General features: G+C 68.2%; 24 protein-coding genes and 1 pseudogene. 13 read left to right on the forward strand and 12 right to left on the reverse strand.

All coding sequences use genetic code 11. The features are described from left to right. Positions 1-91 precede the first annotated feature (91 nt). The 4 genes from ACWCSU_RS28790 to ACWCSU_RS28805 all read right to left on the reverse strand — a co-directional run bounded on the left by ACWCSU_RS28790 (position 92) and on the right by ACWCSU_RS28805 (position 4,076). Complete coding sequence (locus tag ACWCSU_RS28790) at positions 92-406, reverse strand: DUF5994 family protein (protein WP_357700989.1); 315 nt, start codon at positions 404-406, stop codon at positions 92-94. A gap of 257 nt (positions 407-663) precedes the next feature. Further along, positions 664-1,749 carry an AI-2E family transporter gene (locus tag ACWCSU_RS28795; RefSeq protein ID WP_449939057.1) on the reverse strand — a complete coding sequence of 362 codons (1,086 nt, stop codon included), beginning with the start codon at positions 1,747-1,749 and terminating at the stop codon, positions 664-666. Between the two features lie 269 nt (positions 1,750-2,018). Further along, on the reverse strand, positions 2,019-2,408 hold the full coding sequence (locus tag ACWCSU_RS28800) for an STAS domain-containing protein (RefSeq protein ID WP_449939059.1): 390 nt from the start codon (positions 2,406-2,408) through the stop codon (positions 2,019-2,021). Positions 2,409-3,074: 666 nt separating this feature from the next. Continuing rightward, the gene (locus ACWCSU_RS28805; RefSeq protein ID WP_449939061.1) at positions 3,075-4,076 is read right to left on the reverse strand and encodes a tyrosine-type recombinase/integrase; all 1,002 of its coding nucleotides are present in this window, start codon (positions 4,074-4,076) and stop codon (positions 3,075-3,077) included. 205 nt (positions 4,077-4,281) lie between these two features. On the opposite strand from ACWCSU_RS28805, the gene ACWCSU_RS28810 reads away from it, so the two are divergent. The 3 genes from ACWCSU_RS28810 (at position 4,282) to ACWCSU_RS28820 (ending at position 6,910) form a co-directional block, all read left to right on the forward strand. Then, positions 4,282-4,809, forward strand: coding sequence for a DUF5994 family protein (locus ACWCSU_RS28810; protein ID WP_449939062.1), 528 nt, complete (start codon positions 4,282-4,284; stop codon positions 4,807-4,809). 114 nt (positions 4,810-4,923) lie between these two features. Continuing rightward, the gene (locus tag ACWCSU_RS28815; protein WP_449939064.1) at positions 4,924-5,247 is read left to right on the forward strand and encodes an STAS domain-containing protein; all 324 of its coding nucleotides are present in this window, start codon (positions 4,924-4,926) and stop codon (positions 5,245-5,247) included. 1,099 nt (positions 5,248-6,346) lie between these two features. Further along, positions 6,347-6,910: a PP2C family protein-serine/threonine phosphatase gene (locus ACWCSU_RS28820; RefSeq protein ID WP_449939066.1), complete on the forward strand. Its 564-nt coding sequence runs from the start codon at positions 6,347-6,349 to the stop codon at positions 6,908-6,910. A gap of 537 nt (positions 6,911-7,447) precedes the next feature. Here ACWCSU_RS28820 and ACWCSU_RS28825 read toward each other — a convergent pair. Continuing rightward, positions 7,448-8,647 (reverse strand): serine hydrolase domain-containing protein, encoded by a 1,200-nt coding sequence (locus ACWCSU_RS28825; protein ID WP_449939067.1) that lies wholly within the window; start codon positions 8,645-8,647, stop codon positions 7,448-7,450. A gap of 237 nt (positions 8,648-8,884) precedes the next feature. Between ACWCSU_RS28825 and ACWCSU_RS28830 the strand changes: the two genes are divergently transcribed. Together ACWCSU_RS28830 and ACWCSU_RS28835 are read left to right on the forward strand one after the other, a co-directional pair. Beyond that, complete coding sequence (locus ACWCSU_RS28830) at positions 8,885-9,667, forward strand: helix-turn-helix domain-containing protein (RefSeq protein ID WP_449939068.1); 783 nt, start codon at positions 8,885-8,887, stop codon at positions 9,665-9,667. Positions 9,668-10,749: 1,082 nt separating this feature from the next. Further along, complete coding sequence (locus ACWCSU_RS28835; protein ID WP_449939070.1) at positions 10,750-11,295, forward strand: pyridoxamine 5'-phosphate oxidase family protein; 546 nt, start codon at positions 10,750-10,752, stop codon at positions 11,293-11,295. A gap of 299 nt (positions 11,296-11,594) precedes the next feature. Here the strand turns inward: ACWCSU_RS28835 and mctP are convergent, their stop codons facing one another. The 5 genes from mctP to ACWCSU_RS28860 form a co-directional block, all read right to left on the reverse strand. Then, positions 11,595-13,244: a monocarboxylate uptake permease MctP gene (gene mctP, locus ACWCSU_RS28840; protein ID WP_449939072.1), complete on the reverse strand. Its 1,650-nt coding sequence runs from the start codon at positions 13,242-13,244 to the stop codon at positions 11,595-11,597. Further along, a complete protein-coding gene (locus tag ACWCSU_RS28845; protein WP_449939073.1) occupies positions 13,241-13,681 on the reverse strand; it encodes a DUF3311 domain-containing protein in 441 nt (146 codons plus the stop codon). Before ACWCSU_RS28845 ends, mctP begins: the two co-directional genes overlap by 4 nt. Continuing rightward, positions 13,672-13,857, reverse strand: a complete 186-nt coding sequence (locus tag ACWCSU_RS28850; protein WP_189648231.1) for a YbdD/YjiX family protein — start codon at positions 13,855-13,857, stop codon at positions 13,672-13,674. The genes ACWCSU_RS28845 and ACWCSU_RS28850 overlap by 10 nt, the downstream gene beginning before the upstream one ends. After that, on the reverse strand, positions 13,854-16,031 hold the full coding sequence (locus ACWCSU_RS28855) for a carbon starvation CstA family protein (protein ID WP_189648232.1): 2,178 nt from the start codon (positions 16,029-16,031) through the stop codon (positions 13,854-13,856). The genes ACWCSU_RS28850 and ACWCSU_RS28855 overlap by 4 nt, the downstream gene beginning before the upstream one ends. 92 nt (positions 16,032-16,123) lie before the next feature. Then, complete coding sequence (locus ACWCSU_RS28860) at positions 16,124-16,378, reverse strand: DUF3311 domain-containing protein (protein WP_189648233.1); 255 nt, start codon at positions 16,376-16,378, stop codon at positions 16,124-16,126. A gap of 163 nt (positions 16,379-16,541) precedes the next feature. On the opposite strand from ACWCSU_RS28860, the gene ACWCSU_RS28865 reads away from it, so the two are divergent. The 5 genes from ACWCSU_RS28865 to ACWCSU_RS28885 all read left to right on the forward strand — a co-directional run bounded on the left by ACWCSU_RS28865 (position 16,542) and on the right by ACWCSU_RS28885 (position 20,870). Next, entirely contained in the window at positions 16,542-18,074 is a 1,533-nt protein-coding gene (locus ACWCSU_RS28865) for a sodium:solute symporter family protein (protein WP_229824078.1), read from the forward strand. Next, the gene (locus ACWCSU_RS28870; RefSeq protein WP_449939077.1) at positions 18,071-18,688 is read left to right on the forward strand and encodes a SigE family RNA polymerase sigma factor; all 618 of its coding nucleotides are present in this window, start codon (positions 18,071-18,073) and stop codon (positions 18,686-18,688) included. The genes ACWCSU_RS28865 and ACWCSU_RS28870 overlap by 4 nt, the downstream gene beginning before the upstream one ends. Beyond that, a complete protein-coding gene (locus tag ACWCSU_RS28875; protein ID WP_449939079.1) occupies positions 18,685-19,038 on the forward strand; it encodes a hypothetical protein in 354 nt (117 codons plus the stop codon). The genes ACWCSU_RS28870 and ACWCSU_RS28875 overlap by 4 nt, the downstream gene beginning before the upstream one ends. A 293-nt stretch (positions 19,039-19,331) precedes the next feature. Further along, the gene (locus ACWCSU_RS28880; protein WP_449939082.1) at positions 19,332-20,045 is read left to right on the forward strand and encodes a hypothetical protein; all 714 of its coding nucleotides are present in this window, start codon (positions 19,332-19,334) and stop codon (positions 20,043-20,045) included. A 558-nt stretch (positions 20,046-20,603) separates the two neighbouring features. Further along, positions 20,604-20,870 (forward strand): helix-turn-helix domain-containing protein, encoded by a 267-nt coding sequence (locus tag ACWCSU_RS28885; RefSeq protein ID WP_357703728.1) that lies wholly within the window; start codon positions 20,604-20,606, stop codon positions 20,868-20,870. Between the two features lie 75 nt (positions 20,871-20,945). Here the strand turns inward: ACWCSU_RS28885 and ACWCSU_RS28890 are convergent. Continuing rightward, positions 20,946-21,261, reverse strand: a pseudogene (locus ACWCSU_RS28890) (IS982 family transposase); the annotation flags it as partial. Positions 21,262-21,431: 170 nt separating this feature from the next. Here ACWCSU_RS28890 and ACWCSU_RS28895 point away from each other — a divergent pair. After that, on the forward strand, positions 21,432-21,896 hold the full coding sequence (locus ACWCSU_RS28895) for a GNAT family N-acetyltransferase (RefSeq protein ID WP_449939084.1): 465 nt from the start codon (positions 21,432-21,434) through the stop codon (positions 21,894-21,896). 540 nt (positions 21,897-22,436) lie between these two features. Here the strand turns inward: ACWCSU_RS28895 and ACWCSU_RS28900 are convergent. Continuing rightward, the gene (locus ACWCSU_RS28900; protein ID WP_449939086.1) at positions 22,437-23,111 is read right to left on the reverse strand and encodes a helix-turn-helix domain-containing protein; all 675 of its coding nucleotides are present in this window, start codon (positions 23,109-23,111) and stop codon (positions 22,437-22,439) included. 184 nt (positions 23,112-23,295) lie between these two features. Here ACWCSU_RS28900 and ACWCSU_RS28905 point away from each other — a divergent pair, with 184 nt between their 5' ends. Together ACWCSU_RS28905 and ACWCSU_RS28910 are read left to right on the forward strand one after the other, a co-directional pair. Continuing rightward, positions 23,296-24,576 (forward strand): serine hydrolase domain-containing protein, encoded by a 1,281-nt coding sequence (locus tag ACWCSU_RS28905; RefSeq protein WP_449939089.1) that lies wholly within the window; start codon positions 23,296-23,298, stop codon positions 24,574-24,576. 523 nt (positions 24,577-25,099) lie between these two features. Next, entirely contained in the window at positions 25,100-25,699 is a 600-nt protein-coding gene (locus tag ACWCSU_RS28910) for a PadR family transcriptional regulator (protein WP_449939092.1), read from the forward strand. Positions 25,700-25,822 lie beyond the last annotated feature (123 nt).

Here is a 25,822-nt window from a genome sequence, read left to right on the forward strand (position 1 = left end):
TGAACGCGATGGAGGACCACCAGGACCGCCGCACGACCACCCGCTGAGCAGTAGGCGGCGTCGCCGCTGAAGTGCGCCACCGAATGCGTGATCAGAGTGTGGGGTCCTCGCGGGCGGGCCGTGGGGTCCGGCCGCCTTCGTTGTCCCAACCGGCCAGGCGCTGCTCCTCCTCGGCGGCGGTGTCGGTGGGGCCGTCGTGGTCCGCGGCGGTGAGGACGTCGCCGGAGCGGGCGCGGCCTCGGCATCGGGTGACCAGGGCGAGTGCCTTCTCGGGGGCTGCGGGTGGGATGACCAGGAGGTTGATCGGCTCAATCCCCGGGATGATGAGGTTGATCAGGTGAGGGTCGATGGCGCGGAACCAGCCTTCTCTGACCTGGCGGCCGGGGGCGGCGATGCGATGCGGGATGTTGTGTCAGGTGTCGAAGTGCAGGCCGACGCGCAGGACCCGCCGCTCCACCCCCAGGCCACCGGCACGGCGGCGGCCAGCGCCGCAGATCGATGCGCGCCGTGAAACCTAGCGGAATCCGGCGTCATGACCGACGCGGGCCCTCGGCGATGCACCCGATGACCGGCGTTGTCATCCCGCCGCAAGCGGATTGGGCGCGCCCGTCCCGCATGAGCCCGCCACGACCCGGACACCACCCGCACCTGCCTCCGGGCCCGTCAGTCGTTCTGTCCGGGTTCCTTCCCACGAGGCGCCGTCTGCTCCGGTGGTTCGGGGACCGGTCCCGCCGGGAGGGCGAGCGGGTCGTCCTTGAAGAGTTCGGGCACGGCCCGGTAGAGGATGGCGGCGATCGGCACGGCCACGACCGCGCCCGCGATCCCGGCCAGGATGCCGCCGACGGCCAGCACGATGATGATCGCCAGCGGGTGGAAGTGCAGCACTCTGCCGACGATCAGCGGCTGGAGCACGTGGTTCTCCAGTTGCTGCTCGACGATCAGGATGCCGACGAAGATCAGCGCGTAGATCGGGCCCTTCGCCCCGAGCGTGACCAGCATCGCGACCGCGCCGGCGAAGAGGATGCCGACGATCGGGACGAAGCTGGCCAGGAAGATCAGTACGGCCAGTGCCGCCCACAGCGGAACTCCCATGACGGCCAGCACCACACCCATGAGCACGCCGTGCACCGCGGCCACAGCGACCGTGCCCTGCACGTAGTGCGACAGCGTGGTCCAGGCGGTCCGTCCGGCCCGGTCGACCCGCGACGCCATCCGGCCGAACCACTTGAGGAACCAGGACCAGATCTGGTCACCGTCCTTGAGCAGGAAGAACGTCACGAACAGCAGGAGCACGATCGAGGCCAGCGCCTCCACCACCACCACGGTCCCCGCCACGACCGTCGAAGTGATCTGCTGCTGTCGCTCGGTGACCAGCTTGGCGATCTCGTCCACCCAGCCGCTGAGCTGAACGGGCTTCACGTGCAGAGGGCCGGTGTAGAGCCAGCCCTCCACCGTCTTGGCCGTCTGCCTGACCTGTGTCAACAGGCCGGGGAACTCCTCATTGGCCCGCACGCCGATGATCCAGCCCGTCCCGCCCAGCACGGCGAGCGCGACCAGCATGGTGACCCAGGTGGCGTAGATCGCGCGCAGACCCGACTCGCGCAGCCGCCGGGTGAGCGGGAAGAGCAGCGCGGTCAGCAACAGGGCGACCGCCACCGGCAGGGCGACGATGCGCATCGTCGCCACCAAACCGAGCACATAGTTGGCCACGATGCCGATGACGATCAGACACGCGCCCCACGCGGCCATCCTCGCCAAGGTCGCAGGCACCAACCGCAACAGGCGCTCCTGAGGTGAATTCACGCTCGGGAAACTTCCCCACCGGTCGGAGACAGGCGCACTTCCCGGCTTCGGCGAGGGAAAGCTGAAGCAGATAATTTGCGTCACGGCCCCGCGGTCTGCGTGGTGCCGGCCTGGCTTGCGGTGAGCACCGCGGAAGGGTGAACGCCATCAGGCGGCCGGCACGGGCGAGGTCACCGACGTCTTTGGTTCCGGGGTTGACGATGGCGGTTTGCCGATCACTGCCGTGTCCGGGCCAGCGCGTCCTGTGCCTGCGCCAGAGTGGGGTGGGTGGGAAATATGCGCCCCAGCAGGCCGGTCCTGCGGAGCAGTTGTTCACATGTACCGTGCAGGCCGATCAAGGCCAGCGCGCCGCCGTCATGGTCGATCTGTCTCCATACCCGGACCAGGCTGCTCAGTCCTGAGGAGTCGCAGAACTCCACCCCGGACATGTCCATGATCACTAACGGTGGGTTCTGCTGCCGGCACACCTTGACCACTTCGTGTTCCAGGTGCGTGGCAGTGTTCAGGTCCAGTGCGCCATGTATGGCCACCACCTGGCCTGGAGGCGCCGCGCGCACGCTGAGCCGCAAGGGCGGCGGGTCGTTCGACATCGGCTGCGAAGGCATCGACGCCTCCTCTCGGGAGGCCCTCTGCCCCGCGTCCGCTCTCTGATGTGTCGCGGCGTCCGTCCTGTCACCGGCGCGGTTCGGTACGGCCGGTCGTCATGGCTTCTCCTCAGCGGGGGTACGCGCAGGAGCAGCAGCTGCGGTGGTCCCTCCATACCCACTCAAAGCGGTCGTGATGCGCTCCAGCGCCTGCTCGGCGTTCAAGCCGTCGCAGTTGCCAGGACCGCGCTGAGCGCGGTCAGCCCCCGGACGGCGTGCCCGCTGCGGCCGTGTGCTTCAGTGACCCCATCGGTGCAGAGCAGCAGGTCGGACCGACCCGCCTCCTCCACGGTCGCGTCAGCACGCCGGATCAGAGCGGGCGCGTGACCGCCCAGACTGACCAGACCCCCGACGCCGCCGTCAGGGCCCGGCCGCAGCATCACGTACACCGCGGTCAGGAAGCGGGCGTTGACGCGCCGGCGGACCAGAGCGTCGTTCAGCCGGGCGGGCACTGCGGGCCAGGCGCAGGCGTCCGAGTTCGGTCAGCGGCGCGTTACGGTGGATCATGAGGGCTTTTCTGGTCGGCGTGTAGATGTCGCCATCCACACCGAACCGAAGGCCCTCACCCATTCACAAGATCATCGATATCGTGCCGTGCCTGTGCCTGACCTCTGTGGTCAGTACAGGCTAATGGTCGCTGATCAGGGCGTTCAAGGCGGCCGCCTTGTCCGCTTCGGTCGGCAGGCCGTAGCGGCGGGTGGTGTCCAACGAGCCGTGGCCGAGGAGTTCGGCGACCAGGATGGGGGCCGTGCCGTGGCGGATGAGCTGGGTGGCGAAGGTGTGGCGCAGGACGTGCGAGCTGAAGGGCTCGGTAGGGTCGTCACCCAGACCGACGGCGTCGCCGAGGCCGGTGATGATGTCGCGGGCTGCACGGTCGCTCAGGCGACCGCCGCGCTGGTTGAGGAACAGCGCGGGGTGGGAGCCGGCTCCCTTCCAGCCGGCGCGGGTTGCCAGCCAGTCGGTCAGGGCCTCGCGCAGGTCCGCATGGACGGGCAGCAGGCGGATCTTGCCGCCGTCGCGGCCCATTCCGTGGATGCGCAGTTCGCCCGTGCGGGCTGAGAGGCGCACGTCGGTCAGGTCGAGGCCGACGACTTCGGAGATTCGCAGTCCGGCGTAGTAGGGCAGCAGGGCGACGGCTTTGTCGCGCGGGGAAGCGGCAAGCTGGACGTGGCGGATGTAGCGGCGGGTGCGCCGGGCGTCCAGGACTCGGGGGGTGGTGCGCCGGGAGTCGCGTTCGCGGCGGGTCTGGGGCTTGCCGAGGCCGCGGCGAGCGTAGAAGTCGTCGATGGCCGACAGGTAGGCGTCGACGGTGTTGGGAGCGCGGCGTCCGCCCTTGAGGTGGCGGCGGAAGTCGCGTACCGCGCCGGCGGCCGCAACCGCATCGGTGAGCGGATCGCCGCCCAGGGCGGCGTCGGCTTGGACGGCCAGCCAGGCCAGGTAGCCGCGCAGCCGGGAGGTGTACTTGGTCTTGGTGGAGTCGGCCAGCGGGGCGCGCTCAAGTGCGGCGGTGTAGTCGGCCAGGACGGCGGCGTGGGGAGCGGGGAGCGGGACGGTCCGCGACCGGCGCAGGTTTCCGGCAGCGACTCCGGCCGGCTCCGTGATTCCCGAGGGCGAGTTTCCGGAAGTCATCTACAAAGTCTACTTCCGGAATTACATGATTCCGGAAGTAGGAGGTAGAATGAAGCTACCGAGGACTTCTCGAGCGTTGGCACTCAGGTCTGCGTCGCCCCCGGCGAACCACCACCGGCCCCTTCTGAGGGGCCCGGATAGGTCAGCGACCATGACGCCGACACTTCTTTCTCAGCCCGCACCGCTCAGCCCCACCTCGTCCGCGATGCCTCGAGCCGATTCCGCACTACGGCTCAGTCTCCACCCGGTGCCGAATCGGCGATCGGTGGTGGACGGGGCCTGGTGGCCCTACTCCAGTGACACCGCCGCGGAGTTGCCCGGTCTCATCGCCGCCGTCGACCGGCTGCTTGATCAGGTCACGCTCCGCGTCGGCGTGCATTGCGATGCGTGGCAGAACATCCCGCGCCGCATCCCCGCCCGCGGGCGGCAGGTCCGCGTCGGCTGGTTCCGCCACACCGACCCGCGCATGATCACTCTCAGCTTCACGTCCGGCGAGCCGGTCGTCCTGCTGATCATCCCGCCAGGAACTGCCGCCGGCGCCGCCGAGGCCATTCTCAAGCTCACCGCCCAGGACACCGCCGGCTTGACGGCCGACGCCATTCTCACTCTGGCGCACCTGCCGGCGGGCCCCGGTCCGCGTGCGACGGCCGACTCAGCCCGCTGGGAGAACGAGGGCGGGGCGGTCAACGGGCAGAAGGCGGCCTCGTTCACGGCACGACCAGTCCTGGCGTGACCCACGTGCCGCCTGCCGGCCGGATTGAGCGGTCCAGGCATCGCCCGTTGTCCGGCGGCGGGCCGATCTCCGGCCGGCAGGCATCTCATCCCCTTCCAGCCACAGGAGGCTTCCATGACCGTCATCGACACCGCCCCACTCGGCGAGGCGGGCGCCTCGGCGCCGACCATCGTGCACCTGGCAGGGGACATCGACATCTTCACCACAGCTCAGCTGCGCAGGCGGCTGATCAACACTCTCGCCCACAGCACCGACCTGCTCGTCCTGGACCTGTCCCAGGTGACCTTCTGCGGCGCCGGCGGGCTGGGCGTGCTGGTCGGCGCTCAAGGCCGGGCCCGGTCACTGGGCATCACGCTCGCCCTGACCGGCGTTCCGCCGCGCATGACCCGGCTGCTGCACATCACCGGCCTGGGCCACCGATTCCCGATCATCGCATGACCGGCATACCACCCACCCGCGAGCTCGCCGCGACGACCCGGCCATGACGGCACTTCGCCCTTCCCTCGGCCTGCGACACCCGCGCGGGCCGGCATCACCCCCGGTGACACTGACCGCCGCAATCGTGATCGCGCCGTTCTTCGCACTGGGCGCCGGACCCTGGCCGGCGTGGGGAATCGGCGTCAGCCCACCGACCTGCTGCTGGCCGTCGCCTTCTACGTCGTGACCGGGCTGGGGGTGACGGTCGGGCCCGCCGCCACGACCCGCTCCATCGACCTGTGGCCGACAAGCACACGCTGCGCACCAGCGCCCCGCCCCAGGGCGGACCTGACAGACGTTAGCCCTGGTCAGCACGTTGGGGAGAAGCTCGTACAGGTGGGAAGAGAAACTAGTGCAAGAGGAAGGGCCTCCAGGGAAGGCATCGCGGTGACCGGTGATGGCGAGCAGCTGCTGGGCGGCTCGCTGAGCGCCAGCCAACTCTCCTCGCTGGAGGATCTGCCAGGCCTGGTCGCCGAGTACGGACGGTCGGCGGGCTTCTCCCAGACCATGGTCTACGTAGCCGACCTGCAGCAGCAGGTGCTGGTCCCGCTGACCGGGCAGCGTGATGTGTTCGGCGAGCCGCTCGAACCGATCCGGATCGACGCCACCATGGCAGGACGTGCCTTCCGCAACATGGAGATCGTCGAGGCCCGGCACGTGCTGGATCCCGCCGCGCCCGAGACCGCGCCGACGTCGCCGGCAGGTGATGGGCCGCAGCGCCTGTGGGTGCCGTTGCTGAGCGACACCGAGCGGGTCGGCGTCCTGGGAGTGACCGTGGCGCAGGGGTCGGAGAGCGTGGGGTTGCTGGCCGGCCGACTGGCCTCCCTCGTCTCGCTGCTGGTGATCAGCAAACGCCCGCACAGCGACTCCTATGCGCGCCTGGTACGCGCTCGGCCGATGACGCTGTCGGCCGAGGTGCTGTGGAACCTGCTCCCGCCGCGAGCCTTTGCCGATGACGACGTGGTGGTCAGCGCCGCGCTGGAACCTGCCTACGAGGTGGGCGGCGACGCCTACGACTACGCGATCGACAGCGGCACTGCGCGTGTCGATCTTCGACGCGATGGGACACGACACTGCGGCCGGCCTCACCGCCACCGTCGCCATGGGGGCTGGTCGCACCAGCCGCCGCCAGGGCAAGGGCCTGCCCGCGACGAGCAAGGCGATCGACGAGCAGTTCATCGACCGCTTCGCCACAGGCGTCCTGGCCGATCTGGACCTGCGAACCGGTTGGCTGAGCTGGGTCAACCGAGGGCACCATCCGCCCCTGGTGATCCGCAAGAGCCAGCAGGTCGCCACCTTGGACAGCGTGCCCGATCCGCCGATGGGCTTCTGCCTGAGTCTGTCCACCGGACTGCTGCGCTACCAGTTGGAACCCGGAGACCGACTGCTCTTCTACACCGACCCGGACGGGCAACCCTTCGGGCTGGAGCGCTTCATCGACTTCATCGTCCGTCACGAGGCCGACGGCACCTCCGCCCCGGAAACGCTCCGCCGGCTGATCCACAGCATCCTGCAGCACCAGCACGGCCGACTCCAGGACGACGCCACCGTGCTGATGGTCGAGTGGCGCACCGGGCGGCAACAGCAGCTCGTCCTGGGAAAGACCAGGGTGCCTGGACCGTAGGACGCGACAACATGGGCACCGAGCCGCTGCACGCCGACGATCAGGTGGCCAGATCGACATCGGTGAGACCGACGTCCGTCAGGAGCCTCTAGAAGCGGTTGCGCACGCAGGAACTCACTCCAGCTTGGTCCCTCACGTCGCGGCGCCGGGTCGATACCGGCCTGCTTCAAGATGAGCCACACGGTGGAGGCCCTTACCCGGTAGCCCAGAGCGGCGAGTTCCCCTGCGATCCGCCGGTAACCCCATGGCGGATTCTCCCGGGTCAGACGAAGGTTCGCCGATCTGGATGTTGCCGTGCGCGGTGCCGGCGTGAATGCCGCCGAGGGCATGGTCGATGACGGATTGTGCGGCTGGTACGGCTGAGCGGGACCTGGATGGCGGCTGCCTCTGCGCCGTCCGGTCTGCGGGACGATAAGCCGGCAGCCGCCCGCCATCAGATCCTGGGCCCTCACAGTTGGGGGCAAGGCATGACCTGCGAGGCCTGAAGTGGACGTTCGCGCAGGGTTTCACCTCCCGCTCAGAGGGGTGTCAGCGGGATCAGGGGGCGCAGAATTCGGCTTCGAGGACGTTGGTGAAGGCGGCGATGGGGTTGTTCCAGTCGCCGTTGACGTTCTGGACGAGCATGCGTGTGGCGTCGCGGGTGCCGTAGGCGTATGACCACGAACCCTGTAGTGCGCCGCCCATGCCCCAGACCGTTGTGCCGCAGGACAGTTTCACCGACGACATGCCGAGGCCGTAGGTGGTGTTGGGTATCCACTTTCCGTCGGGGACCGGATTGGTGGCGAACATCTGGCGCTGCTGGGCCTGCGGCAGGAGCCGGCCCTTGAGCAGCGCGGTGAAGAACCGGTCGAGGTCGGCGGCGGTGGAGATGATGTTGCCGGCCGCCCAGCCGGCGGAGGGGTTCAGCTCGGTCACGTCGTAGATCGTGGGCTTCGGCTCCTGGGAGTACAGCGTGGAGTAGTGCCGGGCGTGGGGTCCGCGGATCCGCACTTCCTCGCCTCCGGGTACGTGGGTGCCGGTCAGGCCGAGTGGGCGGATGATCCGCTGTGAGACCTGTTCGGCGTAGGTCTTGCCGGTCGCCTTCTCGACGATCATGGCGGCGAGGACGTAGCCGGTGTTGGTGTAGGTCCAGTCCTGGCCTGGCTTGAAGTCGGGTGCGTTGGCCGTGCCGATCTTCACCAGTTGCTGGGGCTGGTAACGGTCATAGCGGTGTTTGAGGAAGCCAGGGCCGGCGAGGCGGGTCAGCATCTGCTTGTCGTTGAGGTGGTTGAACAGGCCGCTGGTCATGTTGAGCAGCTGCTTGATGGTGATGCGGTGGCCGTCGTTGCCGTTGCCGCGCACCAGGCCGGGCAGCCATTTTTCCACCGTGTCGTCCAGGCTGAGCTTGCCTTCGGCCGCCAGTTGCAGCACGACGGTGGCGGTGAAGGTCTTGGTGATGCTGCCGATGCGGAAGCGTTCCTGCGGCAGGCGCTTGCGACCGGTTCGGGTATCGGCCACGCCCGCCGTACCGAACCACTGGTCATCGCCCTCGCGGACCGTCGCGAGGATGCCGGGAAGGCCGGTTTCGGTCACGGCCCGATCGAGCGCCTGCTGCACTCCGGGGTGGTCGGAGGTGGGGCCTGAGCCGGCCGCTGCTGCGGGTGCGGCCATGGCAGCGCCCGCAACCGCGGCGGTGAGCAGACCGGCGCTCGCCCAGGTCGTGCGCGAGCGGGACGGCTTGGGGCCAATGGTGGTCATCTCAACTCCTTGTGGGGGCGAGTACGCGAGTTCTCGCCTTGCGGATGACGGACACGCTATATCGCGTTCGCTATTCATTCAATGTGAAAGCTCTTCGTTTGAATGAAACTCCAGGTAGATGCCGATGATTTCTTGCAATGGGGTCATAGTTAATGCACAATACTGGCGTCTTTGCAATGAGGTTCGAGTTAATGCATACTGTGCGGCGACACCGCGGCAGCGAAGGGAGCCACAGGTATGCCGGGAGACAGGCTGACCTACCAGGATCGCCGGGACATCGCCGCCGGCTTGGCCGCAGGATTCACCTACTCCGTGATCGCCAGGGGCCTGCAACGCCCGGCCTCGACCGTCACCCGCGAGATCATGCGCAACGGAGGGCCTGTCGGCTACCGGGCAGACCAGGCCCATCAGGCCACCAAGCGGCGTGCCCAGCGGCGTACATCGGCACCGCCGACACCGTCCCCGGCGCCACCAGCCACCGCCACGCATGGACGGGCCGCCGAAGCTGTGCAAGATTTCCGGGAGCGCTTCGCCGCCGTGCTGGGCAGGGCCGGGATCCCGTCGATGATGAGCAGAGTGCTGGCCTGTCTGTACGCCACCGACACCGGCAGCCTCACCTCAGCCGAGCTGGTCCAGCAACTGCGGGTCAGTCCAGCCTCGATCTCCAAGGCCATCGGCTACCTCGAAAAACGAGAACTGATCCAGCGGGAACGCGCCCTTCAGCGAGGGCGCGAACGCTACATCGTCGACGACGAGGCCTGGTATCAGGCAGTGCTGGACAGCGCCCGCGTGAACGCCGAACTGGCCGACATCGCCGAGCAGGGAGCCAAGGTCCTTGGCGCCACCACGCCCGGCGGCGCCCGCCTGCAGGACGTGAGCCAGTTCCTCGGACACGTCAACCACGACATCGTCCACTCAGCCAACCACTGGCGGCGGCAGATCCGCATCCGCCGCACGACAGACGGCGTCAGCGACGGCAGTGCCCGGGCACGCCCGGCATCCAGCGTGGCCTCGTCGTAGAGGTCCGGGCCCGGGCCCCGGCCTGCCGGTGCATGTGGCCCAGGTAGGTCGATGTGCGACGAGGCCACTTTCGGGGAACACGACACGCCATCGCTTGGCGGACACATCCCGTGTACGTGGCGATGCACCACGACACTGGGCGTACCTGCACGCACCTGCACCGATGTCCGGACCTGCTTGAATGACAGGCTGAGTATTCCGATGCGGAATCCGGCGCGGGCGTCCGTGTGGCCTGGTCGCAGCGGGCCGCTGGTGGCTGAGCATTCGGCCCGGGCCGAGATCAGACCGAAATCACTTCACGAACTTTTAATCCGTAGGTTCCGGGTTCGAGCCCCGGGCGCCCTACCATTCCATACCCCATCTGACCTGGGCTTTCTCGATTCTCGGCTCGTCTCCGAGAGGTGAGAATGGCCGAGATCATGCTCGTCACATGCTCTTCGGCACGGGTTCGGCATGTCAGTGGGCTGTGTCCAGGGATGGAATGCCCGCCTCGCGTAGGCGGCTGCCGGGCGGCCTGGCCCCGATGGGTAAAGCCGGACCCGCCAGGCATTCAAGGCAAGGGGTGCGATGCAAGGGGCGCATGGCAGGCCGCGCCCGACTTACCCTCAGGCCCGTCCAGGGGCTCGCAAAGCCGCTCTCGGCCGAGATCATCCGGCTGGTCGGCGCGGTGCTGGTCGAGCAGACCGACGAATGGACCGAGGCTCGCCGCTACATGGGCCTGATGTGCTTGCCAAGGCCCGCGTCCGGTTCCTCGCGAGTGACACACCAGCCCCGAACTCACTCCCGCAGGCACTTACCCGCCTAACCCGCAGAAACAGGATCACGCGAAGGCTGATTCATGCACCACCTCCGTGGACGTGACCGGCCGGTGGACCAGCAGTGGTGTGCGGTGTCGAGGTGGAGGGCCTTGGCACGAGCGGTCGGCAGCGCCGCACTTCCTGGTCATTGACTCACACAGCCGGAGTGGATGGTGCGGGGTGAGGCATCCGTCGGGACTCGCGAAGAGCTCGATCTGTGTCAGAAGCCGGGCTTGGGCGCCGGGTTGCGTAGGCTTCGTCACAAGAAGGCGAAAGGAGTCCCGCATGACGGCGAAGCAGCCCAGGACCGAGCTCGATGCTCGCTACAGCTCGGCGTTGAACCCGCGCCCGGGCGCGGAGAACGTCACCGCCACCGAGTGGGCCGAGGCCCAGCGCCGGCTGCGGGCCGCCGAGATCTTCTGGATCACCACGGTCAGGGCGGACGGCCGGCTGCACGTCACGCCGCTGATCGCCGCCTGGCACGACGGGGCGCTGCACTTCAGCACCGGGCGGGACGAGCAGAAGGCGAAGAACCTGGCCGGCAACGCCCACTGCGCACTCACCACAGGGCACAACTCTCTTTCCGAAGGTCTCGACATCGTGATCGAGGGCATGGCGGAGCGGGTGACGGATCCGGCGCGGCAGGATGAGGTCATCACCGCGTTCGAGGCGCAGTACGGGGACCACATCACCTCGCATGAGGGGACCTTCTACGGCTTCGGCGACAGCATCCGCAAGGGCGACGACCTGCTGTTCGCGGTGGCACCCGGCACGGCGTACAGCTTCGGGCACGACAGCCAGGTGTTCAGCCACACCCGCTACACCTTCTAGCCTGCGCACAAGGAAGCCTCTGTTCGCCAGGGGAAGGCATGCCGCGGGAAGGGCCCTTCCATCGGATCGATCCTCATTTGCACCCTCTGGTCTGGCTGGTCCTCCCCACGAACCATGCGCAGCGCAGCACGCCAGATCACGTCTGTCCGCCTCGCCGCCAAGTACCGATACGACCAGAGGCCTCGCTAGATTCGCGACCTCCTGCCACGACCGAAGGAGCCGCTGCGCCTCGGCGACGTCATCGCCCGGGCTCCCATGGGCGCTCCGCGCCCCCATGATCCTGTTCCCGCCAGCCGGAATCACCGGATGAGTTCCCGGAGGGGTTCGACGCGCGGATCGTCGATATCCGCATGGTAGTCGTCGGCCGAGGTCTCATCGCGGCCAGCCGGCCGTTTCGCCACACGGAACGCGAGAGTGGCGGCCACGCTCACGGCCGCGTTCAGCACGCAAGCGGTCAGGGCGACGTAGCCGAGACGGCCGCCGCCGATGACCGGGATCTCCGCGAGCGATCCGCCGAAGTGCCTGCCGGTTCCGGGGTTGACGATGCCGTAGGCGGTAACGGTGCCGTACACCATGCCGGACGCCCAGCCGGCGAGCAGCGCACCGGGGTGGAACCAGCGGGTGTAGAGCCCGACCACGATCGCCGGGAAGGTCTGCAGGATCCAGATTCCGCCGAGGAGCTGGAAGTCCAGCGCGAACTTCCTGTCGAGGAACAACACGAAGGCCAGCGCTCCGAACTTGACGAAGAGGGAGGCCGCCTTGGAGACGCGCAGCTCGTCTTGGGAACTCGCGTCCGGCCTGATGAACTCGCGATAGACGTTACGGCTGACGAGGTTGGCGGCGGCGATGGACATGATCGCGGCGGGTACGAGAGCGCTGATGGCTATGGTGGCCAGGGCGATGCCGGTGAGCCAGCTCGGGAACAGGTCCGCGAAGAGCCGCGGGATCACGAGTTGGGGGTTGGGCTGACCGTCCATGCCGACAGGGCGCGTACCGGCCGCGATCGCGAAGAAGCCGAGCAGCGCGAACAGGCCGAGAACCAGCGTGAAGGCCGGCAGGAGTGCGGCGCCGCGGCGCACGACGTCGCGGCTTCTGGTCGCGAGCACGGTGGTGACCGTGTGCGGATACACCACCAGGGCCATCGCCGACCCGAGAGCCAGCGTGGCGTACGGCCAGAAGCCGCTCGCTCCCGGGATGAAGACCCCAGTGGGGCGCCCGGTCTTCGGATCGGGCGCGGCCATCCTCTCCTGGGCCGAGGCGAAGATCGTCTCAAGGCCGCCCAGCCGTGGGAGCAGGACGACGAACGCGGCGGTCACGACGAGGAACAGCAGAAAGGCCTTCAGGGCGGCGATGAACGCGGGCGCCCGCAGCCCGCTGACGTAGGTGAAGGCTGCCAGGACGGTGAAGGCGACGGCGAGAGGCAGGTCGTTGACGAGAGGGTTGCTGCTCCCCAGGCCGAGCACCTCGAACACGGCCTGGATCCCCACCAACTGCAGCGCGATGTAGGGCAGGGTGGCCAGCAGTCCGGTAAGAGCCACCGCGAGCGTGAGCCCTCTGCTCCGGTAGCGGCCGCGCACGAAGTCGGCGGGAGTGACATAGCCGCGACGATGGGCCACTGACCACAGACGTGGCATGACTGTGAAGATCAACGGATACACGATGATGGTGTAGGGGACGGCGAAGAAGCCGCTCACCGCGCCCGAGGCGAACATCGCCGCCGGTATCGCGATGAAGGTGTAGGCCGTGTAGATGTTGCCGCCCAGGAGCAGCCACGAGGTGAGGGTGCCGAAGCCCCGGTCGGCCAGCCCCCACTGGTCCAGCGCGTTCACGGTGCCCGTGATGTGGCGGCCTTTCCTGCCCTGGACCGCGGCGAACCCCGTGACCGTGACGATCAGGAAGAAGATCACGAGGATCGTGAGAGCGGTCCAGTCGATGCTATCTCGGTTCATCGGCTTCTCTCTCCGGGGCCGGCGGGCCGATGCGCGCCGGTTCGAGCCTGGCGGGTGGGGGTCGTGTGAAGGTAGGCGCACCAGGTGAGGCTGGAGGACAGGAAAATCCACAGGAACTGGTACCAGTAGAAGAACGGGAGGCCGAACAGCCGTGGCTCAGCACCCGCATAACCTTCGATCCAGAGCAGCGCCGGGAAGGGCAGCCACAGCGCCCCGATGCTCAGCTTCGCCCAGGGCCCGGAGGTCCTGTGTCTGACCGGCCGGGCCGGCGGTGACGATGGGGTTGCCACGTCGTCTCCTGAAGTGTCGTCGTCTCTCCCGAGGTGAGGACAGGACGCCGGCCCCTCCCACCCGCTCGCCCGAGAGTGGTGGGCGGGCAGGTGGGAGGGGGCCGGCGGGGATAGCGGATCAGGTGACGGATCCCGCCTCAGCAGCACCGGATGCCGGGACTCTTCTCCCGAAGGTCGGATCGGTGCCGCTCGAACTCCCGCCGTGACAGCGGCGGCGAGTGCGGATGGGATCGGTGCTGGGCGAGGTACCGGTCGTATTCACCGGAACCCGTGAGTTCGCGCAGGTACCAGCGGGCGAAGCGCAGCAGTGAAACCACGGTCATGATCGCTGGCCGTCCGCTCCGTTGTTCCCCGCACCCACCTCGGCCAGCTCGCGCCGTTCCGCCGCGGTGGCGAATAACCCCGCAGGTGCCACGATGCTGGATTCGACATAGGGCGCCTCTGCCATCGGCAGGGGGTCACGGGACCGTAGGGCGCGCCGGCACACGACCACGGCGTTGCCGACGACGATGATGACCAGCAGCGCGAACATCGCCGCCAGCACGCCGTCGACGGTGGAGTTGACGACGACCGCCTGCATGTCGTCGAGGTTCTTGGCGGGCGCGATCACCTTCCCCACGGCCAGCGCGTCGGCGTACTTTTCCCGCTGGGCGAAGAAGCCGATCTTGGGGTCATCGTGGAAGACTTTCTGCCAGCTGGCGGTCATCGTCACCGCCAAGTCCCAGGCCAGCGGTACGCCGGTGACCCACGCCCACTTGAGCTTGCCCGACTTGATCAGGATCGTGGTGCCGAGGGTCAGCGCGATGGCGATCAGGAGCTGGTTGGAGAGGCCGAACAGCGGGTAGAGCTGGTTGATGCCGCCCAGCGGGTTGGTGACGCCGGTGTACAGGAAGTAGCCCCAGGCCAGCACGACCGCGGCGCTGGCGCCCCACAGGCCGGGCTTCCAGCTCACCCGCCCGATCGGCTTCCACAGGTTGCCGAGGGAGTCCTGAAGCATGAAGCGGGCGACGCGGGTGCCGGCGTCCACGGTGGTCAGGATGAACAGCGCCTCGAACATGATCGCGAAGTGGTACCAGAACGCCTTGAACGCGGCGCCCCCAAAGATCCCGGACAGGATCTCAGAGATGCCCATCGCGAGGGTGGGGGCACCGCCGGTGCGGGCGATCACGGTCTGCTCCTGAACCGCCGCCGCGGCGGCGCGCAGGTCATCCGGGGTGATGACGAAGCCCAGTTTCGCCACGGCGGCGGCGGCGCTTTCCGGCGAGGTGCCGAGCAGACCAGCGGGAGCGTTCATCGCGTAGTAGAGACCGGGTTCGAGCGCGCACGCGGCGATCAGCGCCATGATGGCGACGAACGACTCCATGAGCATCGCGCCGTAGCCGATCAGCCGGACCTGCGACTCCTTCTGGATCATCTTCGGCGTGGTGCCGGAGGCGATGAGCGAGTGGAAGCCCGACATCGCGCCGCAGGTGATGGTGATGAACAGGAACGGGAACAGCGACCCGGCGAAGACCGGCCCGGTGCCGCTGAGCGCGAACGTGGTGATCGCCTCGTTCTGCAAGTGCGGCGCCGCGATGACCACGCCGACCGCGAGCAGCCCGATCGTGCCGATCTTCATGAACGTCGACAGGTAGTCGCGCGGCGTCAGCAGCATCCACACCGGCAGGACGGAGGCCAGGAACCCGTAGACCACCAGGCAGATGACCAGCGTCTGCGGGCTCAGCGTGAAGGCGTCGGCCCAGGCCGAGTTCTGGACCCAGCCGCCGCCCGCGATGGCCAGCAGCAGCAGCACGACCCCGATCACCGTGGTCTCCATGACCTGCCCCGGCCGCAGAACGCGCTGGTAGAAGCCCATGAAAAGGGCGATGGGGATGGTCATCGCGATGGAGAAGGTACCCCACGGCGAGTGTGCGAGCGCGTTCACCACCACCAGGGAGAGCACCGCGAGCAAGATGATCATGATGGCGAACACCGCGACCAGCGCGGCGGTCCCGCCCACCGGGCCGATCTCCTCGCGCACCATCTGGCCCAGGCTCTTGCCGTCACGGCGCATCGAGAAGAACAGGGTGACCATGTCCTGGACCGCCCCGGCCACGATGACCCCGACGATAATCCATATGGTCCCCGGCAGATATCCCATCTGCGCGGCGAGGACCGGGCCCACCAGCGGCCCGGCACCGGCGATGGCGGCGAAGTGGTGGCCGAACAGCACCCGCCGGTCGGTCGGATGGTAGTCGACCCCGTTGTCCAGCCGTTCCGCGGGAGTCGCGCGACGGTCGTCGATGCCGAGCACCCGGCGGGCGATGAACCGGGAGTAGAACCGGTAGGCGATCGCGTACGAACCGAGGGCGGCGGCCACCAGCCAGATCGCCGAGATCTCCTCTCCTTGTGACAGGGCGACGACCCCCCAGGCGACCGCACCTACCAGGGCGACTGCCGTCCATATGAGGATCGACTTGGGGGTTGGTCTTGATTTCGCGGTGCCGTTTTCGGGCATGGCTGATTCTCCTGAACTCAGGGCATGGCAGAGCAGCCGGTACTACGAGGGAAAAATCGCCCGGAGATCCGAACGAGGTGATGTGGTCGGTGTTACCGGCGACGCCGGTCGTAGGTGAGATGACGATCGCGAGGCGGGCGATCCGCGCCACGTCTCAGGACGTAGGCAACGGCCATGAACACCACGCTCCCTGGCACCCAGATGAGCTGGTACCAGAAGAAGAACCTCATTCCGGCCAGATGTGGCGCGTCGTAGGAATACCAGGGCACCCACAGGAGTGCCACGATGGGCAGGACCAGACAGATACCGGCCGCGAAACGTCGCGCCCGCCGCGTCGGCTTCACCATCGTCGTCCTCCGGAATGTTCCCGCGTTCTTGTTGCAAGGGTTGCGGACGGTTCCGATCTGGTTTACGCCGATTTCGAGGAGATTTCGTGTCAACCAGCAGTGCGGATTACGCAACTTAGAAGTACTTCCCGGGCGTTGTGGACGGTGGCCGATGATTGAGCCGATGAGCACGGTGACGTTCCTCGCCGTGCTCGGCGGCACCTCCCTGCTCGCGGTCGCCGCGCGCTGGTTCCGGCCGCCTCCCGAGCTGCCCACGTTGGAGGACTGGGCGCTGGCGCGCCGCCAGTTCGGCACCCCGACGACGTGGTTCCTGCTCGGCGGGACCATCTACACGGCCTACACGTTCGCCGCCGTACCAGGTCTGGTGTACGGCACGGGCGCGCTCGGGTTCTTCGCCCTGCAGTACACCGTGATCATGTGCCCGCTGGCGTTCGTACTGCTCCCCCGGCTCTGGTCGGCGGCGCGTCGGCACGGGTACATCACCCCCGCGGACTTCGTCCGGGGTCATTACGGCTCCCCCGCCCTCGCACTGGTCGTCGCGGCGACCGGCGTGCTGGCGACCATGCCCTACATCGCGCTGCAACTGGTGGGCATCCGTTCGATCCTGTCCGCCGTCGGGCTGTACCCGAGGGGGGCGCTCGGCGACCTCGCGCTGGTCGCCGTGTTCGCTGTCCTCGCCGTGGCGACCTACCGGCACGGGCTGCGGGCGCCGGCGATCATCTCGCTGATGAAGGGCGCGGCCGTCTTCTGCTCGATCCTGGCCGTCTCCTTCCTCGTCCTCGATCGGTTCGGCGGGCCCGGGCCGATGTTCGACAGCGCGGAGCGCGCACTGTCCGGCGGGGAGACGACTCAGGCGTCGTTGACGCTCGATCCGAGCCAGTTCCCCGTCTACGCCACCCTGGCCCTCGGCTCGGCCCTCGCCCTGCTGATGTACCCCCACGTGCTGACGGCCGCCTTCGCCGCGTCCGGCCCGGACACGCTGCGCCGCGCGGCGGTCGCGCTGCCCCTGTGGACGGCGGTGCTCGGACTGTTCGCCATGCTCGGCGTCGCTGCGCTCGCCGCCGGCATCCAGCCCCCATCCACGGGCGCGGAAACCGCCGTCCCCCTGCTCGTCAAGGACCTGATGCCCGCCGCCCTCACCGGTCTGGTCTTCGGCGCTCTCACCGTGGGCGCGCTCGTACCGGCGGCGGTCATGTCGATCGCAGTGGCGACCTCGTTCGTTCGCAACATCTATGTCGAGTACTTCCATCCGAGGGCCACACCCAAGCACCAGACACGGATCGCCCAGATGGTCTCGCTCAGCACCAAGGTCGGGGCGGTCGTCTTCGTGTTCGGACTGCGCAACCAGGACGCCATCAATCTTCAACTGCTGGGCGGCGTCTGGATCCTGCAGACCTTCCCCGCCGTGGCGCTCGGCGTGTTCACCCGCCGTCTGCACCCCTGGGCGTTACTGGCCGGGTGGATGAGCGGTATGGCCGCGGGCACCCTCCTGGTGGTGCACAGCGGATTCTCGTCGCTGGTGCCCCTGGGCGTGGGCGGCCAGGAGATCCAGGCATACGCCGCGGTGGTCGCCATGACACTGAACCTCACCGTCGTCGTGACGTTGACCCCGCTCTTCAACCGGGTGGCCAGAACGCACACTCCGGCGTCGAGCTCTCCGGTCCCCCTACCCCCCGAAGCGGAGACGATCACATGACCGGGATTCGGCCACCCATACCATTGCCGACGTTCGCCGAATCCGGCTCCGTATCGGTCGACACGCCGCCCCCGGCACGGACGGACGGGCCGTCCGCCGGGGGACCGCCCACCCCCGGCCCGCCGGACGCCGGACGCGAGGCCGCGCTGACGCGGCTGTTCGAGACGCACTACACCGGCCTGCTCCGGCTGGCCGTGCTGCTCGGCGCCGACGACGCGGAGGACATCGTCGCCGAGGCGTTCTGCCAGCTGCACCGCCGCTGGAGCAGGCTGCGCTCGGCCGAGGCCGCCCTGCCCTACCTGCGCTCGGTGGTGTGCAACCTGGCCCGCATGAGACTGCGCCACTTGCAGGTCATCCGCAAGCACACCGATTGGACCACTGACCTCGAGCGGTCGGCCGAAAGCGTCGCCCTGCTCCACGACGATCAGAAAGCGCTCATCGAGGCCCTGCAGCGGCTCTCGGCCCGGCAGCGAGAGGCCCTCGTCCTGCGCTACTGGCTCGGTCTACGCGAAAGCGACATAGCCGAAGCCATGAGCATCTCCTGCGGTGCGGTCAAGGCGCACACCAGCCGCGGCATGGCCACCCTTACCAAGATCATGCAGGAGCGACGATGACGACCGGCCCCGCCAGCACCGAGGACCAGCTACGCGAGGTTCTCGACAAACTCGCCAACGGCGTCCAGCCGGCCCCGGACGCCTACCGCCGGGTCCAGGGCGAATGGCGACGGCGTGAGCGCAGACGCCAGCTCATCCTGGTCATCCTCGTGGTGCTCGTCCTCGCGATCACCGACATCGTGGGGCTGTGGGCGCTGAACCAGTACCAGGACCGGCCGCACGTGGCCCCCAGGGAGCCTGTACCGACCCGATCGCACGTGCCGCCCGCCAACGACCTGCCATCCGTGGGTCGTGGGTTCAAGTCCCACCCGCCCTACCACGCCCACCTGCGGCTTCACGCGGATCCGTAGTCGCGTCAGACGATCGCGAGTCATGGTGAGCCGCATGTGAGTCACGTCGCCTCCCGAGGCTTGCCGATCTTCCGGCCAACGTAGTCCGGCCACCTCCCCGCGCCGCCAGGCCGTCTCCCGACGAGCCGTCCACACCACCGGATGCGTCCGCACCGGCGCGGGCAACCGGACGCCCTGCGCCGGATCGACGGCGATCAGGTTCCTCACGTACCGCGTGGTTCAGCGCCGCCCGCAACGTCGCCCGGATCCGCTCCGGCGCCTTCGACAGCCTGGGCCACCACAGGAAGGCCCTGGTGGCGGTGCACGAGCAGGCCGTCGACGCGGTCGTCGACCTCAGGCGCAACGAGACCCACGGCCAGGACTCGCTGTTCGGCGAGCGCGGCCGGAGCAGCGCGTTCTCGATCGCGATCCCGCAGGGCGAATGGGACCGCGCCACCCTGCTCGCCTTCGAACGCGAAATGCTCGGCCTGTACGTCAGCAGCCATCCGCTCGACGGAGCCGAACACGTCCTGGACGCCAACCGCGACACCACCATCGCCGAGCTGCGGTCCTCCGGGCGACAGGACGCGCCCGTCCGCGTCAGCGGCATCGTCTCCGGTCTGCAGCGCGAGATCACCAAGCAGGGCAGCCCCTGGGCGATCGTCACCCTCGAAGACCACGACGCCGCCGTCGAGTGCCTCATCTTTCCCAAGATCTACACCCTGTACGGCGAAGCGCTCCACCCCTTGCCCGGATCGACGAACGCCACATCAGCCGACGTCTGCGCGCGTAAGCCGCCGTGCCGTCGTCGAACACCGTCGGATGCGCCGCGCGGAGCGGCCGCTTCTTGTCCGGCCCTGGCCGCCTGTCGTGTATGGCCGGCGAGGACGACGCGTCCAATGCCGCCCAGCTGGAGACCCATCCCAGCCGCCCTCGCCGCCGGCCGGTCGGAACGCTGCCACGCCCGGAGCCGAAAATCTGTAGTGGCGGGGATAGACATTCGCGAGTGTGGGCATTATGGTTTCTGACATCGCAAGAAACGGATCCACCGGGCAGCGAAGTAGTTCCTTGGCATCACGACGAACTGCCCGTAGCAAGACGAAGTCAGAGGTTGACGGCAGAAGGTCGGACGTGACGGGCCAGCGCAGTGGATAAGGGCCCTGATCGTGGACGCGCTGCCGAAGGTGAAGTTGGCAAGTGATCCGGAAGAGAAAGAAGAAGGGAGTGTTGACGCCATCGGGATCGCCCGTTGCCGGCTGAAGTTCCGCCGCTCGGGTACCGCAGTTCCACGGGATTGGAAGGTGGTCTACGGTCACGCATCCGCGATCCGCGCATCACCGCCGCTCTCTGCGGCGGATGCGCACAACAGTGAGCCGGCCGGATGGCCGGTAGATGGTGTTGAACTCTTTCGGGGCCCCGGCGCAACAGGCGCCGGGGCCCCTGTACGCGTGACGAGAAGGGAATATATGGATCAACGTCGCTCGGCTGCCGAGGGTGACACACTGGCTCGCGGCAGGATTACGAAAACAACGGCCGAACGCACGGCCGAAGACCGCTTCGACGATGAGGACTACCCCGCCTACAGCATGGGCGCTGCCGCCGAAATGCTCGGCGTCACTCCCACGTTCCTGCGGGCCTTGGGCGCCGCCCACCTGATCGAGCCGAAACGCTCCGGCGGCGGCCACCGCCGCTACTCCCGTTACCAACTGCGCCTGGCCACGCGCGCCCGAGAGCTCGTCGATCAGGGCACTCCCGTGGAAGCAGCCTGCCGGATCATCATCCTGGAAGACCAGCTCGCCGAGGCGCTGCGGATCAACGCCGAATACGAACGCGAGCGCGCCGCCGGAACCTAGCGGCCGACGCCGGAACCTAGCGGCCGACGCCGCCCCCTGCGGCCTGGTCTCCGACTGCGCTGACCAGGCCAACTGCCGGTCGGCGCTGAGCGTCGGATGCCGATGCTCGGCCAGTACCCGGGGAGCGGTGGCTCGCATGCCCAACAGCACCTCGCGCTCATCGGCCTTGGCACCGCTCAGCGCGAACAACACCGGCAACCCGCCCAGGGTGCCCACCAGGTGCAGGCGCAGCCCCCAGAAGTAGCGGGAATGGGAGGCACGGTAGCCGGACTCGGCCCACCCGGCCAGGGCGCTGCGCCGCGCGGGTCTCCGCCGAGCGGCCGCACTCCACCGGCGTGGAGTCGGCCACCCACACCTCATCACTCCACAGCGAAGTGTCGCAGGCCAGGACCGGATCACCGCCGCTACCAGGGCCGACAGTACACCCCAGTACAGGACGGAGACCCGGCCGCCGGCATGCGCCCGTTGACGGGGCCGGCGCTGTAGACCATCGCCACGGTGGCGGCGCCGTATGCATCCCTGCACCAGGAGGGATCTTGTCAGTAGAGGAAGATCGCACCTATGAACACCGACAACTTCCGTGCGCTGTCTGTTCGAGCCGGCGGAGCGGTCGATGCCGAGGCCCTCGTCGTCCTTGATTCGGTCGCGAGATCCGATGGAGGCGAGCGGCGCGGCAGCATCGAACGTTGGTGTCGCGACGGGTCCGTCCTTGTGGCCGGCACTCCGGCCGGCCTGGTCGGCTACTGCGTCGTCGAGTACACCTTCTTCGAGCAGGGCTTCGTGACGATGCTTATGGTGGCTGAGGCCGCCCGGGGGCATGGCGTCGGCGAGAGGCTACTGCGCGCCGCAGCAGCTTCATGCCGGACCGCGAAGCTGTTCACCTCAACGAACCTGTCCAACCATCCCATGCAGCGGCTGCTCCAGCGGGTTGGCTGGCGGCCGGTAGGGATGGTGCACGGCCTCGATGAAGGTGATCCTGAGGTCTTCTACCTCCGTACGCTTCCGAGCACCGAAAGTGCGGAGTAATTCCGCCAGTGCACGGATGTCCTGGGCGTTGGCGCACACCTTGGAGCGGGGCGTCCTGTCGGCCACGGCGAGGCCCTGGCTGCCGCGATTCCAGGAGCGGTACTGCACGTCGTGCCAGGGATGGGGCATGTCCTGACTTCACCCGGCCTGCCCGGGGAGGTCGCCGACCTGATCCGGCCGTGATCGCCTTGCGGAGGCGGGCTGTGCCTAGGGGCAGGGGGGCGGTGAGCCGTCTTTCGATGGTGGCGACCCTGAGGACCGAGTGGCGTCAGTACCGGGCCCCCTCCACCGTCACATCCTCGACGTGCTTGAGCTTCGCCCAGCCGGTCAGGCACGCGATCTCTGTCGCACTCGATACCACCGACGACGTCCGGCCAGGCGGTGCAACGGGCCCGCGCTGGACGCCGCCTGACGGATCCGGGCGCGGTGGATTCCGGACGCAGACGACCACCTTCCATGGCCGTGTCCGGCGCCTTGAGATCCAAGAGGGTGTCGCCGAAGTTTGATCTTGCGCTCGCCAGGTGGTTCGGCTGAGCCCCGTCACGTCAGGAGGTGGCGCCAGCGGCCGGCTGACTCCATGATGTCCAGGCTGACGTGTTCCAGGTACGCCGCCGTCTTGGCCAGCCGTCGCCCCACGGGGCTGTCGAGCCCGTACGTCTCCGCCGCCGCCGTCGCGGCCCGCACTGTCTCGAGCGTCCGCCGCTCGCTGATCATGATCGCGTGGTACCAGGCCTCGTCGTCGATCACGTAGATGTCGCGACGCCGCCGCGGATCGCGCTCGCGACGGACGAATCCCTGCTGGGCCAGGAAGTTCACGGCCACGGAGACGGAGGCCGGGCTGACCTTCAGTCGGCGGGCCAGTTCGGCGGCGGTGCGCCTGCCGTCCTCGGCCAGCATCAGGTCGTGGTGCACGCGCGCGGCCGTCCTCGGCATCCCCGCTCTGACCACCATTTCGATGATCTCCTGTTCCATCGTGGTGACCGGTGGTGTGGCCTCGAGCGGAGGGGCCGGTGTGCCGCGCCGGGCCCGCTGGATCGTCGCTTGGTGTGCCTGCTGGGGCCGGTAGCCGGCGGGGCCGCCGTTGCGTGCGAGCTCCCGGGTGATCGTCGAGGTCGGCCGGTCGAGCCGCCTGGCGATCTCGCGGTAGGAGAGTCCGTCAGCGAGTCCGGCCGCGATGCGCTGGCGGTCCTGCTGGGTCAATCGTCGTCCTGGCATGCCGCCAGTGTTGCCTTAGCCGCCATTCATTGCAACATGGTGTTGCTTTCGAGCGCAGGGTCATTGCGCCTAATTTGTCGCCATTTACCTGGGAAAACGTTGTTCATCGGATTGACCCATCTCTGAATGCAACGTAGCTTTCGAGCTGTGCAAGACACGTACTATCGCGTAGCGAGGAGTGGTCATGGGTCAATCTCTCCATACCGTCAAGAGCATCAGGGTGCGGAGGCCGCGGGTCTCCCCGCGAGTGGCGGTCACGGCGCTGGCGGCCGCGCTGCTGGCCGGGGCGGCCGCCCCGGCCGTGGCCGCCGCGGACAGCAGGGCCGTGCCGAAGGCCGCTGCCGGACAAGACCGCCCGGAACTGCAGAAGGCCATCCAGGCGTTCGTCGATGCCGGATTCCTCGGGATGCAGGCGCGCGTGAACGATGAGCGGGGCGAGTGGGTCGGCAGCGCCGGGCAGCGCAAGCTGGGCGCGAGCGCCAAGCCGCCGACGAACGGGCACTTCCGGATCGGCAGCGCCACCAAGCCCTTCATCGCGACCGTGGTATTGCAACTGGTGGCCGACGGCAAGATCGGACTGGATGCGCCGGTGGCGGACTACCTGCCCGAGTTCGAGCTGGACCGGCGGATCACGGTGCGGATGCTGCTGCAGCACACCAGCGGGTTGTACGCCTACACCGGCGAGTTCCGCCCTGACGGTTCGGTCGAGCCGGGGATCCCCGCGGCGGGCAAGGAGTGGGTGGACAACCGGTTCAAGACCTACCAGCCGGAGGAGCTGGTGCGCTTCGCGATGTCCAGGCCGGCGCGGTTCGAGCCGGGAAAGGGCTGGAGCTACTCCAACACCAACTACACACTGGCCCAGCTGCTGATCGAGAAGGTCACCGGCCACTCGATCGCCGAGGAGATGAAGCGACGGATCCTGCGGCCGCTCAAGCTGCGAGGCACCGTGGTGCCGGGCACCACGGATCTCCCCGCCCCGCACGCCCACGGCTACTACCGCTACCAGGACGAGGGCGGCCGGTGGAAGGTGGTCGACGTCACCCGCCAGAACCCCTCCCTGCAGGCCGGCAACGGTGACATGATCTCGACCACCAAGGATCTCCACACGTTCTTCTCCGCGCTGAACGGCGGCAAGCTCCTGCCGGCCCGGCTGCTGGCCGAGATGCGCGAGCCGCACCCGAAGAGCGCCGGCATCTTCGGCAGTTACGGCCTCGGGATGTACGTGCAGGACCTGGGTCCGGGCTGCGGCATCGTCCTCAACCACAACGGCAGCGCCACGGGGGGCTACTCGACGGCGATGCTCAGCACGCCCGATGGAAAGAAGACCCTGACCGCTTCGATCACCTTCGGGGACGTCGCGCCCGACCTGGCACAGGCGTTCTCGAAGGCGCTGCCGAACCTTCTCAAGCAGGTGTTCTGCGGCGGGCAGGCCGGGTTGGCCGACGAGGCCACACCGGCTCCGTAGACGGGGCCGAGCACCCTGGACCCGTACACCTCGAAGGCGGGACCCGTTTCGGGAGGCAGAGATTGGTAACGGAATCCGGCGTTCGCGACGTTCCCGCTGGTCAACGAGCCGAGCGTCTTCCCGCCGCCGAACGCGGCTCACGCCGGATTCCGTTCGGTTGCACAGCGCGACATCGATCTCCCTACAGTCACGCCAGATGGCGCTGATCCGGACGGTGAAACACGCCGGGCGAAGACGCACGAACGATCACCATGCCGCTCGGATTTTCCTGCCTGGACGGGTGGAGACCGCCTCTGCCAGTCCGGGCTACGCAAGGCCATGACCTGGCCGGACAGGATTGTCGGCAGGCGCGGAACCGCCGGCGGCGCTTCAGGGCGACCCGCCCACCGCCACCACCGGCCGCTCACCGACCTTCGATGAACGCACGGCTACGGCCGCGCCTTGCGGATGCCTCTTGCGGCTCGATGCTCGCGTACGTATATTCGTCTACGAGTAATCGTGTGCGAGTGAGGAGGTGATGAGGATGGCCGAGCGGCGACCGGTGAGGAATCTGCTGGCGCTGGCCGTGCTCACCATCGCCGTCCAGCGGCCCATGCATCCCTACGAGATGGCCTCCGTACTGCGGGCCCGGGGCAAGGACCAGGACATGCCCATCAAGTGGGGCTCGCTCTACACCGTCGTACGGAACCTCGCCAAACACGGACTGCTGGAAGCGGTGGAGAGCGGCCGGCAGGGCGCCCGCCCCGAACGGACCGTCTACCGCGTCACCGAAGCCGGACGCCGCGAGGCCGAGGACTGGACCCGCGAACTGCTGTCCACCCCCCGACGGGAGCCGTCGTCGTTCGAGGCCGGGCTGTCGGTGATGGGCGGCCTCCGTCCCGACGAGGTCGCAACGCTGCTACGGCGGCGGTCGCGGCTGCTGGCGGAACGCATCGAGGACGCCCGCCGGACCCTGGCGGAGGAGCGGGGCGAAGTGCCCAGGCTCTTCCTCATCGAGTCGGAGTACGCGCTGGCGATGCTGGAGGCACAGGCCGCCTGGGTGCACTCGCTGCTGACGGAACTGTCCGAGGGCACGTTCCCCGACCTGGACGCCTGGCGCGCCTTCCACACGACCGAAGAGTGAAAGATCCCGGCGGCGGTGCTGCAACACCACCGCCGGGAGACCTCGGGAACCGAAGAAACCGCGAAGCGGAGCCCCGGCCACGAGATACCACGGACAACGATAGCCGGGCTCCCTTCCCGTACC

This window comes from Nonomuraea sp. NPDC001699 (assembly GCF_053596455.1).